Source organism: Pantoea sp. X-Soil-MYKO-1289, assembly GCF_059730625.1.
This window is the reverse complement of record NZ_AP036004.1, coordinates 1,548,497-1,562,933: the sequence shown is the minus strand read 5'-3', so window position 1 is coordinate 1,562,933 and position 14,437 is coordinate 1,548,497. Positions and strand designations below refer to the sequence as shown.

At 58.2% G+C, this 14,437-nt stretch carries 17 protein-coding genes; 13 read left to right on the top strand and 4 right to left on the bottom strand.

The features are described 5' to 3' along the window. Window positions 1–12 precede the first annotated feature (12 nt). Entirely contained in the window at window positions 13–1,407 is a 1,395-nt protein-coding gene (gene cycA, locus AC6I7Z_RS07435; RefSeq protein WP_497813708.1) for a D-serine/D-alanine/glycine transporter, read from the top strand. A 149-nt stretch (window positions 1,408–1,556) separates the two neighbouring features. On the opposite strand, the gene AC6I7Z_RS07430 is transcribed toward cycA, so the two are convergent. Together AC6I7Z_RS07430 and rutR are read right to left on the bottom strand one after the other, a co-directional pair. Beyond that, complete coding sequence (locus AC6I7Z_RS07430; RefSeq protein ID WP_497813707.1) at window positions 1,557–2,531, bottom strand: metal-dependent hydrolase; 975 nt, start codon at window positions 2,529–2,531, stop codon at window positions 1,557–1,559. A gap of 42 nt (window positions 2,532–2,573) precedes the next feature. After that, window positions 2,574–3,209, bottom strand: a complete 636-nt coding sequence (rutR, locus tag AC6I7Z_RS07425; RefSeq protein ID WP_048782218.1) for an HTH-type transcriptional regulator RutR — start codon at window positions 3,207–3,209, stop codon at window positions 2,574–2,576. Window positions 3,210–3,515: 306 nt separating this feature from the next. On the opposite strand from rutR, the gene rutA reads away from it, so the two are divergent. The 6 genes from rutA to rutG are packed head-to-tail and all read left to right on the top strand — an operon-like array spanning window position 3,516 to window position 8,429. Continuing rightward, complete coding sequence (gene rutA, locus AC6I7Z_RS07420; RefSeq protein ID WP_497813706.1) at window positions 3,516–4,604, top strand: pyrimidine utilization protein A; 1,089 nt, start codon at window positions 3,516–3,518, stop codon at window positions 4,602–4,604. Further along, window positions 4,604–5,323 carry a pyrimidine utilization protein B gene (rutB, locus tag AC6I7Z_RS07415; protein WP_497813705.1) on the top strand — a complete coding sequence of 240 codons (720 nt, stop codon included), beginning with the start codon at window positions 4,604–4,606 and terminating at the stop codon, window positions 5,321–5,323. The genes rutA and rutB overlap by 1 nt, the downstream gene beginning before the upstream one ends. Window positions 5,324–5,327: 4 nt before the next feature. Then, window positions 5,328–5,723: a pyrimidine utilization protein C gene (rutC, locus tag AC6I7Z_RS07410; RefSeq protein ID WP_033789402.1), complete on the top strand. Its 396-nt coding sequence runs from the start codon at window positions 5,328–5,330 to the stop codon at window positions 5,721–5,723. Next, complete coding sequence (rutD, locus tag AC6I7Z_RS07405; RefSeq protein WP_497813704.1) at window positions 5,723–6,526, top strand: pyrimidine utilization protein D; 804 nt, start codon at window positions 5,723–5,725, stop codon at window positions 6,524–6,526. The genes rutC and rutD overlap by 1 nt, the downstream gene beginning before the upstream one ends. Window positions 6,527–6,536: 10 nt before the next feature. Next, window positions 6,537–7,061 (top strand): NADH-dependent FMN reductase RutF, encoded by a 525-nt coding sequence (gene rutF, locus AC6I7Z_RS07400; RefSeq protein WP_497813703.1) that lies wholly within the window; start codon window positions 6,537–6,539, stop codon window positions 7,059–7,061. A 42-nt stretch (window positions 7,062–7,103) separates the two neighbouring features. Then, the gene (rutG, locus tag AC6I7Z_RS07395; protein WP_048782230.1) at window positions 7,104–8,429 is read left to right on the top strand and encodes a pyrimidine utilization transport protein G; all 1,326 of its coding nucleotides are present in this window, start codon (window positions 7,104–7,106) and stop codon (window positions 8,427–8,429) included. Here the strand turns inward: rutG and AC6I7Z_RS07390 are convergent, their stop codons facing one another. Beyond that, a complete protein-coding gene (locus AC6I7Z_RS07390; RefSeq protein WP_497813702.1) occupies window positions 8,430–9,338 on the bottom strand; it encodes a DMT family transporter in 909 nt (302 codons plus the stop codon). 325 nt (window positions 9,339–9,663) lie between these two features. On the opposite strand from AC6I7Z_RS07390, the gene AC6I7Z_RS07385 reads away from it, so the two are divergent. The 5 genes from AC6I7Z_RS07385 (at window position 9,664) to AC6I7Z_RS07365 (ending at window position 13,016) form a co-directional block, all read left to right on the top strand. Beyond that, window positions 9,664–10,386, top strand: coding sequence for a hypothetical protein (locus tag AC6I7Z_RS07385; protein WP_497813701.1), 723 nt, complete (start codon window positions 9,664–9,666; stop codon window positions 10,384–10,386). After that, window positions 10,295–10,840 carry a hypothetical protein gene (locus AC6I7Z_RS07380; RefSeq protein ID WP_497813700.1) on the top strand — a complete coding sequence of 182 codons (546 nt, stop codon included), beginning with the start codon at window positions 10,295–10,297 and terminating at the stop codon, window positions 10,838–10,840. The genes AC6I7Z_RS07385 and AC6I7Z_RS07380 overlap by 92 nt, the downstream gene beginning before the upstream one ends. 141 nt (window positions 10,841–10,981) lie before the next feature. Next, a complete protein-coding gene (locus AC6I7Z_RS07375; RefSeq protein WP_497813699.1) occupies window positions 10,982–11,200 on the top strand; it encodes a hypothetical protein in 219 nt (72 codons plus the stop codon). A gap of 719 nt (window positions 11,201–11,919) precedes the next feature. Next, window positions 11,920–12,465: a hypothetical protein gene (locus AC6I7Z_RS07370; RefSeq protein WP_497813698.1), complete on the top strand. Its 546-nt coding sequence runs from the start codon at window positions 11,920–11,922 to the stop codon at window positions 12,463–12,465. A gap of 131 nt (window positions 12,466–12,596) precedes the next feature. Next, window positions 12,597–13,016 (top strand): hypothetical protein, encoded by a 420-nt coding sequence (locus AC6I7Z_RS07365; protein ID WP_497813697.1) that lies wholly within the window; start codon window positions 12,597–12,599, stop codon window positions 13,014–13,016. 115 nt (window positions 13,017–13,131) lie between these two features. Here AC6I7Z_RS07365 and AC6I7Z_RS07360 read toward each other — a convergent pair whose 3' ends face one another. Continuing rightward, on the bottom strand, window positions 13,132–13,557 hold the full coding sequence (locus AC6I7Z_RS07360; RefSeq protein WP_497813696.1) for a hypothetical protein: 426 nt from the start codon (window positions 13,555–13,557) through the stop codon (window positions 13,132–13,134). Window positions 13,558–13,813: 256 nt separating this feature from the next. On the opposite strand from AC6I7Z_RS07360, the gene wrbA reads away from it, so the two are divergent. Further along, window positions 13,814–14,419 (top strand): NAD(P)H:quinone oxidoreductase, encoded by a 606-nt coding sequence (gene wrbA / locus AC6I7Z_RS07355; protein ID WP_497813695.1) that lies wholly within the window; start codon window positions 13,814–13,816, stop codon window positions 14,417–14,419. The last annotated feature ends 18 nt before the right edge of the window (window positions 14,420–14,437 follow it).

The window sequence follows — 14,437 nt, the reverse complement described above, 5'->3', positions numbered from 1 at the left end:
AATAACGATTTTATGGTTGATCAAGTAAAAGAAGCCGTCGCTGAACAGGAGAATCCTGACAAGCTGCGGCGTAATCTGCATAACCGTCATATTCAGCTTATCGCCATCGGCGGCGCCATCGGCACCGGCCTGTTTATGGGCTCCGGCAAAACCATTAGTCTGGCGGGTCCGTCGATCATTTTCGTTTATATGATCATCGGCTTTATGCTCTTTTTTGTGATGCGCGCGATGGGCGAGCTGCTGCTCTCTAATCTGGAATACAAATCGTTCAGCGACTTCGCCGCCGACCTGCTCGGCCCCTGGGCGGGCTACTTTACCGGCTGGACCTACTGGTTCTGCTGGGTGGTGACCGGCATTGCCGACGTGGTGGCGATATCCGCCTATTTCCAGCTCTGGTTCCCCGGTTTTTCCGTATGGATGAGCGCCCTGCTGTGCGTCTTCGTGTTCCTTGCGCTGAATATTGCCACGGTGAAAATGTTCGGCGAGATGGAGTTCTGGTTCGCCATCATTAAGATCGTCGCCATCGTGGCGCTGATTATCACCGGCATCGTGCTGGTGACCCTGCACTATCCTTCGCCGGGCGGCGGCACCGCCTCGCTGAGCAATATCTGGGATCACGGCGGCCTGTTCCCGAAAGGGCTAAGCGGCTTTTTCGCCGGTTTCCAGATTGCGGTGTTCGCCTTTGTCGGCATTGAGCTGGTCGGCACGGCGGCGGCGGAAACGCACGATCCCCATAAGGTGCTGCCGCGCGCCATTAACGCCATTCCGCTGCGCGTGATTATGTTCTACGTGCTGGCGCTGATGGTGATCATGGCGGTGACGCCCTGGACGCAGGTGCTGGCGGATCGCAGCCCTTTTGTTGAGATGTTTGTGCTGATCGGCCTGCCGGCGGCGGCCAGTATCGTGAACTTTGTGGTGCTGACCTCAGCGGCCTCTTCCGCCAACAGCGGCATCTTTTCCACCAGCCGTATGCTCTACGGCCTGTCGCAGCAGGGCGTGGCGCACCGCGCCTTTGGTCGCCTCTCCGCGCGCGCGGTGCCGACTGCCGGGCTCTTTTTCTCCTGCCTCTGCCTGCTTGTCGGCGTCGCGCTGATCTATCTGATCCCGGATGTGATGACGGTGTTCACCATGGTGACCACGGTGTCGGCGATCCTGTTTATGTTCGTCTGGACCATTATCCTGTGCAGCTATCTGGCCTACCGCAAGAAGTATCCGGAGCGCCACGCGGCGTCGGGCTTTAAGATGCCGCTGGGCAAGTTCATGTGCTGGGTGGTGATGGCGTTCTTCGCCTTCGTGCTGGTGCTGCTGACGCTGCAGGAAGATACCCGTCAGGCGCTGATGGTCACCCCGCTGTGGTTTGTCATGCTGACCATGGGCTGGCTGCTGCGCCGTCGCGCTGCACGCTAATCGCTTTTTCCCCTGCGATAAAAACGGCTAAGGGGCGGGAAGCATCAACCAGAGCAAAGCGTCCCGCGCAGGGACAAAAACGCCGGGAGCGTTTTTAGACAACGCAACGCGCTGGCGCACCTCAGGGAGGAGGTGCGTCATTGCCGCTTTTACAAGCGCTCTACACTCTTTTTAAAACTCTGCCCCAGCGAAGGACGCGCGGAAGGCAGCCGCTCAGGATGCGCGGCGGGCGACTGCGGCGTGCCCAGCCCGAAGGTAAAGGTATACTTCCCCTCTTCCCCCATGCGTAAATCGGCAATAAGCGTCTGCCCATCCTGCTCGCGCAGCGCATAGAAGCCGTGACTGAACCAGGCGACGCGCTCCGCATACCAGCTGCCCTGCAGCGGCGCGAACAGCGCCGTGTGTCGCGGCCGCCAGCGGATCTGCAGTGGCCGCGTCGGCGACAGCAGCGACCACCAGGCTTCGCCATAGCGATCGCCGTCGATAATCACCGCGCGCCATACCAGCGTATTAAACGCGGTTGGCGTCACCAGCACCTTCTCGTCGGACACCTTCTGCTGCGTCAGCGATTGTCCGATCTGCCAGCCTGCCACGCCCTGAATCGCCACGCTCCAGGCGAGATAGAGCGTGCTCAGGGTTAATCCGACGCGATTCCAGCGCAGACCGCTGGCACCGCCACGCCGCAGCGCTACCGCGAGGCAGATCAGCAGCGGCAGCGTATAAAGCGGATCGACGATATAGATGCTGCCGACGGCGAAGGGGTGATCGGTGAGCGGCAGGCCAAGCTGCGTGCCATACACCGTCATCAGATCCAGCAGCGGATGGGTAATCAGCGCCAGCCAGATCGCCAGCCACCACTGCTGCCAGCTTACGCCGCGCCGGAACAGGCCCGCGATAAGCCAGGCGAGCAGCGGCGAGGCCAGCGTGAGCCACAGCAGCGCATGGCTCTCGGTGCGGTGCAGCGTCATATTGCGGATGGCGTCGCCGTGATCGATAAACACGTCGAGATCGGGCAGCGTACCGCAGACGGCGCCCACCGCCGCCGCCTGCCAGATCGGCGTCCGGCGACCCATCGCCGCGACGCTGACCGACGCGCCCAGCAGCAACTGCGAAACAGAATCCATCGATAACTCCGTGGCTGAGCGGCGGCGCCAGCCGCAAGGAAATTAGCGCACGCGGATCCCTTCGATAATCATGCGCTGCACGTTTTCGACCGTTTCATCAAAAAACTGGGGATCGCTCAGGGTCTGCCCGGTAATCGCCTCGACCTGGCTGGCGAAATCCGCATAGTGCTGCGTCGCCGCCCACAGCATAAAAAAGAGATGCTGCGGCTGTACGCCCGCCAGACGTCCTTCATTAATCCAGCGCTCAACGATCGCCGCCTTATCGTCCACCAGCTGTTTCAGATCGCCCGCCAGCTCCCCTTTTAGCAGCGGCGCGCCCTGCAACATCTCCAGACAGAAGAGCCGCGACGCCTGCGGATGATCGCGCGACACCTCAAGCTTGAGACGGATATAGCGGCGTATGGCGCTGAGGGGATCCATATCGTGCTGCAGCGCGCGCAGCGGCGCCAGCCAGACGTCGAGGATCTCTTTCAGCACCGCGATATAGAGCGTTTCTTTCGAAGGATAATAGTAGAGCAGATTGGTTTTGGAGACGTCGGCGCGCTCGGCGACCTGATCCAGACGCGTGCCGTGAATACCAAACTGCGAGAAAAGCGCCAGCGCGGCCTCCAGAATGGCGGCGCGTTTCGCCGCAGTCGCGCGCGAACGTCGCGTCGGTTTTTTTTCATCGGTTTTCACAGCGTTACCTCATTCCTTAAGCGTACTGGCATCATAGCAAAGCCGCTCTCCCCTGCCCAACCCGGCCGCTGCACCTTTTTTGTTCAGCCTGCCTGCAAAACGTGCAGAGATTTTTGACCAGATGGTCCATAACGGACCAGCCGTTCCACTTTTTATCCGCCCTGTATGTTTAACCTTTTGTTAAATAGACCCTTTTATTTTGTGGCACAACCTTTGCAAATTTGTCAGCAAGCGCCGCCATCAGGGATGAAGCAGGATGCCGCGTAGCGCACCACATCATTTATCACCTGGCAAAGAGGGTTCGACATGAAGATTGGCGTTTTTATTCCGATTGGTAACAACGGCTGGCTGATTTCTTCCCACGCTCCGCAGTACAAGCCGACGTTCGAACTGAATAAGGCGATCGTACAAAAGGCGGAGCGCTACCACTTCGACTTTGCGCTCTCAATGATCAAGCTGCGCGGCTTCGGCGGCAAAACCGAGTTCTGGGATCACAACCTGGAATCTTTCACCCTGATGGCGGGCCTGGCCGCCGTGACCTCGCGTATAGAGATTTACGCCACCGCCGCCACGCTAACGCTGCCGCCCGCTATTGTGGCGCGTATGGCGTCGACCATCGACTCCATCTCCAACGGCCGCTTCGGCGTCAACCTGGTGACCGGCTGGCAGAAACCGGAGTATGAGCAGATGGGTATCTGGCCAGGCGATGACTACTTTAGCCGCCGCTACGACTACCTGACGGAGTACGTCACCGTGCTGCGCGATCTCTGGGGCAGCGGCCAGTCCGATTTCAAAGGCGAATTTTTCACCATGAACGACTGCCGGGTCAGCCCGCAGCCGCAAAAGCCGATGAAGGTGATTTGCGCCGGTCAGAGCGATGCAGGCATGGCCTTTTCCGCGCAGCATGCCGACTACAACTTCTGCTTCGGCAAAGGGGTCAATACGCCCGCTGCTTTCGCCCCGACCGCCGCGCGGATGAAACAGGCGGCAGAGAAGGCGGGCCGCGACGTCGGCTCCTACGTGCTGTTTATGATTATCGCCGCCGACAGCGACGAGGCGGCGCGCGCCAAATGGGAGCACTACAAAGCGGGCGCCGATGAAGAGGCGCTCGCCTGGCTCACCACGCAAAGCCAGCAGGACAAGCGCTCCGGCAGCGACACCAACGTGCGCCAGATGGCCGACCCCACTTCTGCGGTCAATATCAATATGGGCACGCTGGTCGGCTCTTACGCTAACGTCGCGCGCATGCTGGACGAGGTGGCGCAGGTTAACGGCGCCGAAGGCGTGCTGCTCACCTTCGACGACTTCCTGCAGGGCATTGAAGATTTCGGCCAGCATATCCAGCCGCTGATGCAGTGTCGCAGCGAGATCAATGACAACAGAGAGGTGGCCTGATGAGTACCGTTTACTGCGCCCATACTTCCGCGCTGCCGCAGGTTGAGCTGCCTGCGCGCCCGGAAGCGATCGCTTTCCCGCCCACGCAAAGCGCGCTGATCGTGGTCGATATGCAAAACGCCTACGCCACGCCCGGCGGCTATCTCGATCTGGCCGGCTTCGACGTCTCCGCCACGACGCCGGTGATCGAGAAGATCGCGCAGGCGGTCAGCGCCGCGCGCGCGGCTGGCGTGCAGATCGTCTGGTTCCAGAACGGCTGGGATAACCAGTATGTCGAGGCGGGCGATGCCGGTTCGCCGAATTTTCATAAATCCAACGCTCTGAAAACCATGCGCAAGCGCCCTGAGCTGCAGGGCACGCTGCTGGCGAAAGGCGGCTGGGATTATCAGCTGGTGGATGCGCTGCAGCCGCAGCCAGAGGATATCGTGCTGCCGAAACCGCGCTACAGCGGCTTTTTCAACACTCCGCTCGACAGCATGCTGCGCAGCCGCGGCATTCGTCATCTGATCTTTACCGGCATCGCCACCAACGTCTGCGTGGAATCGACGCTGCGCGACGGCTTTTTCCTCGAATATTTCGGCGTAGTGCTGGAAGACGCTACCTACCAGGCGGGCCCGCTTTTTGCCCAGCAGGCGGCGATTTTCAACATCGAAACCTTTTTCGGCTGGGTCTCCAGCGTCGACGCCTTCTGCGAAAGCCTGCAAGGTCATAAGGAGTAAAGCCATGCCGAAGTCTGTGATTATTCCCCCCGGCACCGCCACGCCGATCGCTCCTTTCGTTCCGGGCACGCTGGCCGACGGGGTGGTCTATGTGTCCGGCACTCTGCCGTTCGATAAAGAGAATAACGTGGTGCATATCGGCGACGCTGCCGCGCAGACGCGTCACGTGCTGGAAACCATTAAAACGGTGATTGAAACCGCGGGCGGCACGCTCGACGACGTGACGTTCAACTCGATTTTTCTTACCGACTGGCAAAATTACGCCGCCATCAATCAGGTCTATGCCGAGTATTTCGCCGGCGATAAGCCGGCGCGCTTCTGCATTCAGTGCGGTCTGGTGAAGCCCGACGCGCTGGTGGAGATCGCCAGCGTGGCGCATATCGGCAAGCGGGAGGCGTAATGCATCTGGAGATACTGGGACGGCAGGATCCCGCGGCGCCGACGCTGGTGCTGGCTTCCGGCCTCGGCGGCGTCGCGGGCTTCTGGCAGCCGCAGCTGGCGGCGCTCAGCGCGCGCTATCGCGTGGTGGTTTACGATCAGCGCGGCACCGGCCGTAGCGCGCAACCGCTGCCCGCCGACTATTCAATGGCGATGATGGCGGCCGAACTGGCCGAGGCGCTGGCGCAGCGCGCTATAACCCGCTTCAGCGTCATCGGCCACGCGCTTGGCGGCCTCGTCGGGCTGCAGCTGGCGCTCGATTACCCCGAACGCGTCGAGCGCGTAGCGGTCATCAACGGCTGGCTGCGGCTGCATCCCCATACGCGACGCTGCTTTCAGGTGCGGCAGGATCTGCTGCTCAAGGCGGGCGTCGAGGCCTTCGTGCGCGCGCAGCCGCTGTTCCTCTATCCGGCGGAGTGGATGGCGCAGCATCAGACGCGTCTCGCCGACGAAGAGGCGGCGCATCTCGCCCATTTTCAGGGGCGCGACAACCTGCTGCTGCGCCTGAACGCCCTGATGCGCGCCGACTTCGCGCCGCTGGCCCACCGCATTCAGCAGCCGGTGCTGGCGATCTGTAGCCAGGACGACATGCTGGTGCCCTGGAGCTGCAACGGAGAGCTGGCGGCTGCGCTGCCCAACGCGCAGCAGATCGCCATGTCCTGGGGCGGACATGCCATGAGCGTCACCGACGCCGACGGATTCAACTCGCTGCTGCTGCAGTGGCTTAACAGAGGCGAAGCCGCGCCGCAGCGCGCGGCGAGCTGAGGAGATAACCATGAGTACCCTGACCCTTACGCCTGAGATCGCGCTGGTCGAGAAGCAGGCCTTTCGCGACGGCATGGCGCGCCTTGGCGCCGCCGTTAATATCATCACCACCGACGGCCCGGCGGGCCGCGCAGGTTTTACCGCCTCTGCGGTGTGCAGCGTCACCGATACGCCGCCGACGCTGCTGGTCTGCCTGAATCGCTCCGCCTCGGTATGGTCGGTGTTCGACGCCAACCGCCAGCTTTGCGTCAATACCCTGGCGGCCGGTCAGGAGGCGCTCTCAGGCCTGTTCGGCGGCAAGACGCCGATGGAAGCGCGCTTTCAGGCGGCACAGTGGCGCACGGCGGCGACAGGTTCGCCGGTGCTGGAGGGGGCGCTGGTCTCGTTCGACTGCCGCATCAGCGACATTACGCCGGTCGGCACCCATGACGTGCTGTTTTGCGAAGTGCTGGCGCTGACGTTTAGCAACGAAATGCACGGGCTGGCCTGGTTCGATCGCGGCTATCTGCCCTTGCAGCGGCAGGACGCCCGCTAATCCGCCCTGCGCGGCCTGATACCACTCTTTCTGGAGATAACGATGGCGAGTTCCTGGTTTCCTCAATGGCGTAAAAAGTCGGCGGTATCGGACGGCGGGCTTATCGCCCCGGATGAGACGCTGCCGTTTGGACAAACGGCGATCCTCGGCCTGCAGCATGCGGTGGCGATGTTCGGCGCCACCGTGCTGATGCCGCTGCTGATGGGGCTGGATCCCAATCTGGCGATCCTGGTGTCGGGCATCGGCACCCTGCTCTTTTTTGTTATCACCGGCGGACGCGTGCCGAGCTATCTCGGCTCCAGCGCGGCCTTTGTCGGCGTGGTGATCGCCGTAACCGGCTTCAACGGTCAGGGACTCAACCCGCATCTCAGCGTCGCGCTCGGCGGAGTCATCGCCTGCGGCGCGCTCTATATGCTGATCGGCCTGCTGGTGATGAAAGTCGGCACGCGCTGGATCGAACGTCTGATGCCGCCGGTGGTTACCGGCGCCGTGGTGATGGCGATTGGGCTTAACCTCGCGCCCATTGCGGTGCACAGCGTGGCGGCCTCCGGCTTTGACAGCTGGATGGCGGTGATGACCGTGCTCGCCATCGGGCTGGTGGCGGTCTTTACTTACGGCATGGTGCAGCGCCTGCTGATTCTGGTGGGGCTGATCGTCGCCTGGGCGATCTACGCGCTGCTGACCAACGTGCTGGGCTTCGGCAAACCGGTCGACTTTAGCGGCGTGGCGCAGGCCGCGTGGTTCGGCATGCCGCAAACCACCGCGCCCAGCTTCGATCTTCAGGCGATGGTGATGATCGCGCCGGTGGCGATTATTCTGGTGGCGGAAAACCTCGGCCATCTCAAAGCAGTTGCGGGCATGACCGGCCGCAATCTCGATCCCTGGATGGGACGCGCCTTTGTCGGCGACGGCCTGGCGACCATTATCTCCGGCTCAATTGGCGGCAGCGGCGTGACCACCTATGCGGAGAATATCGGCGTGATGGCGGTCACTAAAGTCTACTCCACGCTCGCCTTCGTGGCGGCGGCGGTCATTGCGCTAATCCTCGGCTTTTCGCCGAAGTTTGGCGCGCTGATCCATGCGATTCCCGCGCCGGTTATCGGCGGCGCCTCGATTGTGGTCTTCGGCCTGATTGCGGTCGCGGGCGCGCGCATCTGGGTGCAGAACCATGTGGACTTCAGCCAGAACGGCAATCTGATTATGGTGGCCACTACGCTGGTGCTGGGCGCGGGCGATTTCTCGCTGAAGATCGGCGGCTTTACCCTGGGCGGTATCGGCACCGCCACCTTCGGCGCGATCCTGCTTAATGCGATTCTGCGCCGACGCGGCGCGGCGCTGGCGGAGCGTCCGGCGCGCCAGCAGGGATGATTATTCGCGCGGCGCCTCGGGCGCCGCTTTTTTTCGCCTGAGCTTCAGCTCGCTGACGATGACGCCGCAGACGATCAGCGCGCCGCCGAGAATGGCCGCCGCAGGCAGTCGCTCTCCAGCAAGACGCCCTACCACGCCCGCCCAGACCGGCTCGCCCGCGTAGATCACCGTGGCGCGCGTCGGCGAAACGCTGCGCTGCGCCCAGTTCATGGTGACCTGAATCAGCGCGCTGGCCGCGCCGAGCCCCAGTGCGCTCAGCAGCAGCGTCGGGCTGAGCGCCGGAATCGATTCGCCGTTCGGCGCCATCAGGGCGAAGGCGCACAGCGAGGCGACCGCCAGCTGAATCAGCGTCACGCGGCGCACGTCCACCTGACCGGCGAAACGGCTAATCAGGATGATCTCGGCGGCGATCGCCAGCGTGCTGAGCAAGGTGGCAATTTCGCCCGAATTAAGGCTGATGCGGCCATCCTGCGGCCCGGCCACCAGCAGCAAACCGAGAAAAGCGAGCAGTATGCCGCACCACGCCATCACGCCCGGCGGCCGCCGCAGAAACAGCCACTGCAGCAGCGGCACCACCGGCACGTAGAGCGCGGTGAGAAAGGCGGACTGGCTGCTGGAGATGGTCTGCATGCCCCAGGTTTGCAGGCCGTAGCCGCCGGCGATCGACAGGCCGATCAGCGCGCCGGCGATCAGCTCCTGCCGCGTGGTGCCCGCCAGCGCGCGTCGAAAGACGCAGCCGAGGATCAGCGCGGCGGTGGCGAAGCGCAGGCCGACGAAGAAGAACGGCCCTGAAACGGCCATGGCGCGATGCACCACCAGGAAGGTGCCGCCCCAGATCATGGTAATCAAAATCAGCACCAGCTCTTCGCGCGACACGCGCAGTGTCAGGGTGCGGGAAACGTCCGACATATCTCACCTTCAGCGATTTAACGGGCGCCATTGTGCGCAGGTCGCGACCTGAATGCAATGCAGCAGAAAACCGCAAATTTTGCGATCTCGCCGCAGGGCCAAAAAGCTCTTCAATACTTCTGCTTGAGTTTTCACATGCTGAGGAGCGCGCAATGACCAGAATTTTGATCAACTAAACTCCATCACGCTGCATCCATCGAAACGAGCCAGGTGATGGATGTCACAGTTTTCTTGCCTTAGCGCAAAGAACTGAATGTAAATTTCCGTCAACTTGATTCGTCACGAAAATAAACCCAAATGACAATCAACTTTGATGGAATAAATGATGAAAGCTACAAAAATCGCTCTACTGGTAATCACCGCTGTTACTTCTTATAACGCTGCTGCAATGTCTGTTTCTGAAGCTGAAGCAGGTGTGGCCGCGGCACATGACCATGCTCTTGCTCACCATGACGCAACCGGCACAATGCAGTCAGACCGTGATGCAATGAATGCTGCTGGCGCTGCTCGTGCACAGGCTTATGCAGATGCACGTGCTAATGATGCTCAGGGACGTTCTGAAATGGCTCGTGATGCACAACAAGCCGCCGCTGCTGCTCAGGCTAAAGCGACTGCTGACAAACAGGCTGCTAACGATGCTCAAACTATGTCTGAAGCTCGTGCAGAGTTGGGTAATCGTCTGGCTGCTGCAAACGTTGCCAGAACTTCACAGCAGCATGTCACTCAGACCAGCCTTAACACTATGGCCCCTGGTGTGGTGAAAGAGTCTAACCCTGCTGGCAAACCTACCGGACAGCTTTCACCGATGGATTCACGCGGCTGGACTATGCAACCAGCTATTGTCAAAGAGTCTGATCCTGCTGGTAGTCCTACTAATCAGACTGGCACACCTACACATCTGGACGGTGTACACGTTGCGATTGCATCACCTCACCTTGCCGCACCAGCAAATGTCAGTGCTCAGGCTGCTGCCGCTTTGGGTAAAGCTCTGGAACAGGCTAATCGTCAGCGTACACGTCAGCAGGTTTCTGGCAGGCGGCGTTGCTGAAGTAAATGCACAGATAGCTGCTGAACAAGCAGCTAAAGACATTGCCAACTACGGTGTTAAAACCAATCCTGAAGGCCATCCGGTAAACATCGTATCAATGACAGCGCTCACACCATCCAAACCTGCTCAAACAGGTTCCATCAATGTTGGCGTGGGTAGCCTGCCAGGTAATACACCTGTTTCAGTCACCATCAACGGCATTACTCAGGTTACCCGTGCCGCAGTTGTAGCGAAGGTTGACCCTTCCCTTCAGGTAAGCGTTCCGCATGTTGACGGCATAATCAGCAGCCCTGTTGTAAAAGGCGGTCAGCAAGGTAATGACCACGGTCATAGCAGTGAACATGGCACGGGTAATGGCGGCAACAATGCTGCGTCACATTCCCACGGCTTAGGTGGCGGTGAACATGTGGGTGGCGGTTCTTCTCAGAACGGTGGCTTCCACGGTAACTGGTAAAATGCGTTATCTGGATAAGCCCATAGCCACTATCTGCGTCTTTTATCTGATAGTGTTCATGGTTGTCTGGTTAGCCTGATGAGAGATGGCAAAATGACGATAAGTTTGAGAGCTACGCATCACACAAATACGGGTATCAGAATGCTTCAGCGTTATGGTGATAAGTTCAAGTATCGCTGTTGCCCGGATAGCCTGAAACGCCTGACCTCAGTGAAGGTGAAACCGGAACACATGCACATTTTTGAAGCACGTGCTGACAAAGTGTTTCACAGTGAACTCTTCGATGACATCCAGACGGGTGCAGAAAGTCTGATTGCGTTCATCGAGAAGGTAACAGGCGTTCGATGCAGTCTGTCGTGAATGCAGAAACGATAATCAAGAGGCGGCTATCAAGTCGCCTTTTTTATTATCTGAAGAGTAGTACAGACCAACAGACTGCCTACAACCAGGTTCACCAGATTAGCCAGTGATACGCCTCACCAGACGCTGTCTACGCTGATGAGAACAGGTCAGAACCCATTGCACCGATGAAGCGCGAAGGCTTCAAGGCAATGATGAGCGTACTCTCTTCAGAACTAACTTCATCACCAACAGGTTTTCCCTGTAATAGCGAAGCCAGGTTTTGACTTTGACATTCTTCTTTTAAACTAATCTTTTCTTTAATTTCCTTTATCACACAGATAAGCAGAAGTTTCGTGAATACCTGATGCTGGTTGACCGTGATTTACCAGAAGCTGCAGCCGCCGCACCGCAAACAATACCGCTGATGACAAAGGGCGTAGCCTCCAGCAGCATTCAACAAGACCTGGATAGCATCCCCGATTAATTGAGACCGCCCACCGTGGCGGTTTTGTCGTTTCTTTGACCAGCATCAGTAAAAATCCTGTCATCCAGCTCTACTTTTCCGCACATCAATAATCACCAGCGGAAACCACCCGACATGAACACTTACCACCGGAACCTTCAAATCGTCTTCCTCTACAAAGCTGGCAACCTTTCGTTAGAGCGCCTTGCTGCATGGTTCAATTGCTCGACAAACGTCGTCAGTCGGGTACTGGCAAACGCTGGAGTCAACACCGATGCAATACGTTAGAACGGCAACCATCGCCACCGCGTGCTTCATGGGTATCTCTATGGCACAGCTTTATGTGATAGGTGACCGACTCGACAAGCTGAGCATAGCCATCAGCACGCACGTTGGTCATAGCGCTGAAGCTGCTGGAATCGCCATCCGTACCAGTGATTACACCTCAGAACTGTTGAATTTCCTGCTGAATAAAGAGAGCGGTGAGAAGCCAGCCATCACCGACAGATTGTTTAACTCTCTTCATGATGAGCCAGGCCTCTACCACACAGATTCAGGTTGGCACATGTACCGCAACCCACCACAGCGAGCACAGGCAGCACGTAAGATGAAGGTTTACCAGTTCGACCAGATGACAGTGAAAATAGACAGAGATGAACTTGCATACTGTGATGGTAAACCGCTGGCAGTAACCGAGCGCACCAAAGCTGCAACCGTTTATCAGGGATGCGGATTAACATTCATTGCCTACAAGAAACATCCTGAGAAAATGGCTGTAATGCGGGATGGTCAGTTTGTGAAATACGCAACGCAGAAATAATAACATCGACGCTGTACCTACCTTTGGCTACCAGAACGGTAGCCCTTTTTATATCCAGCACAGAAATAGATGCTGCACCATAAAACCAAAATAGCCTTACCAACACCAGAACATTAACTTTTGAGGTAATCATGAAAAAGACATTAATCACCATCGTTAGCCTTCTGGTTTCAGTATCAGCATCTGCTACTGGTATTTCACAGGCAGAGTTCAACCGCATGTCACAGGTTACTGAATGCGCTGCATTAACTCAGATGATGGACTTCAAAGCACTTCCAGAAGGCGTAGCGCTGGATGCTCAGCAAAAAGCACTGAAGTTATTCAAAGCTAACCAGCCATTACTACTAGCTCAGGCATACAATCCATCACCTGAAGACCTTGCGATTGATTTCGCTTCAACCATGATGACGGCAAACACTAAAGCAACAGTTGATGTGGGTAACGATGCTGCTGCACGTGGTGTGAAGTCATACGGGGCGGAATACATGCAGAGTGCATTGAATGTGTGGAACAGCCATAACTGCCCTATCGTGCTAGAGAGCGTCAAATGAGTCACCTGACCGTTGCTGGTAACGATGGAAGCAAATCGAACTATCGCGCTGCTCTGGCTCAGCTTATGGCCTTACCTCAGATAGCAATGATGACGCTGGTCACTGCTTCTGAGATTTATGAAGGCGAGGATGAGCGTTGCAAAGAACTGGTTGCAGACCTCCACAACCAGCTATCACCAGCAATGCGCATAGCGAAGATAGACCTGACGATGTTGGCCTTCTCTTCATTCACAAGGAAACGTTCATTCACCTGGTCATGGATAATCCAGCCAGGCACCAGGAACTTCATCGGTTTACCGTCTTCATCAAACTTCTGGTATTTGCCATCGGCTACGGCAAGACCACGTTCACGTTTCTTCAGCGATTCCTCAAATGCGACGAAGGATTTCATCAACACCATCATCAGGCTGGACATGTTACGACTGAGTGATGTGGAATCGTATTCAGCGTCATCCTGCAAGGTAACGATGGTGATACCCGCATCAACAATCTTTCCGATGTCGCCAAAAGCACGGAACGGTTCAGTGATTGCTCTGTCCACTCACCGTCAGCCATCATCACGGGCTTCTTCTTAAACCCTGACACCTTTGTCAAGGTAGATGAACTGTGAGGGTGCAGTGTCATCAGGATGTCTGGCGAGGTATCGCGCCACCATGTCACGCTGTCTGCGCAAGCTATCACCAGATGTCTGTTCGGTTGAACGCCACCTTATGTACTGGATTATTATCGCCATTCTTCGCTACCTCTCTGTGTCTACTATACTCGTGAGCAGGCCAAAACCACAAAGAGGTCGAATAATGCGAACTAAACGTATACTTGTGCTTTATTACTCAATGTACGGGCATATCGAAACCATGGCGAATGCGGTGGCGGAAGGCGCGCGTCGCGTTCCGGGCGTCGAAGTCGACATCCGGCGCGTGCCGGAAACCATGGACGCCGAGCGTTTCGCCCAGGTGGGCGGAAAAACTGACCAGGCGGCCCCGGAAGCCACGCCGGATATACTGCCGCAGTACGACGCTATCCTGATCGGCACGCCGACGCGCTTCGGCAATATGTCCGGCCAGATGCGCACCTTCTGGGACCGCACCGGCGGCCTGTGGGCGTCTGGCGCGCTGTTTGGCAAGGTTGCCAGCGTCTTTACCTCAACCGGCACCGGCGGCGGCCAGGAGCTGACCATTACGTCGGTCTGGACCACGCTGGCGCACCACGGCATGGTGATCGTGCCGATTGGCTACGGCACCAAAGAGCTGTTCGACATCTCGCAGACGCGCGGCGGCACGCCTTACGGTGCCACTACGCTGGCGGGAGGCGATGGCTCGCGCCAGCCAACAGAAGCCGAACTGAATATTGCCCGCTTTCAGGGCGAGCACGTTGCCGGACTCACGGTAAAACTCAAAGAGTAAGTTTCACTAAGGAGAAAA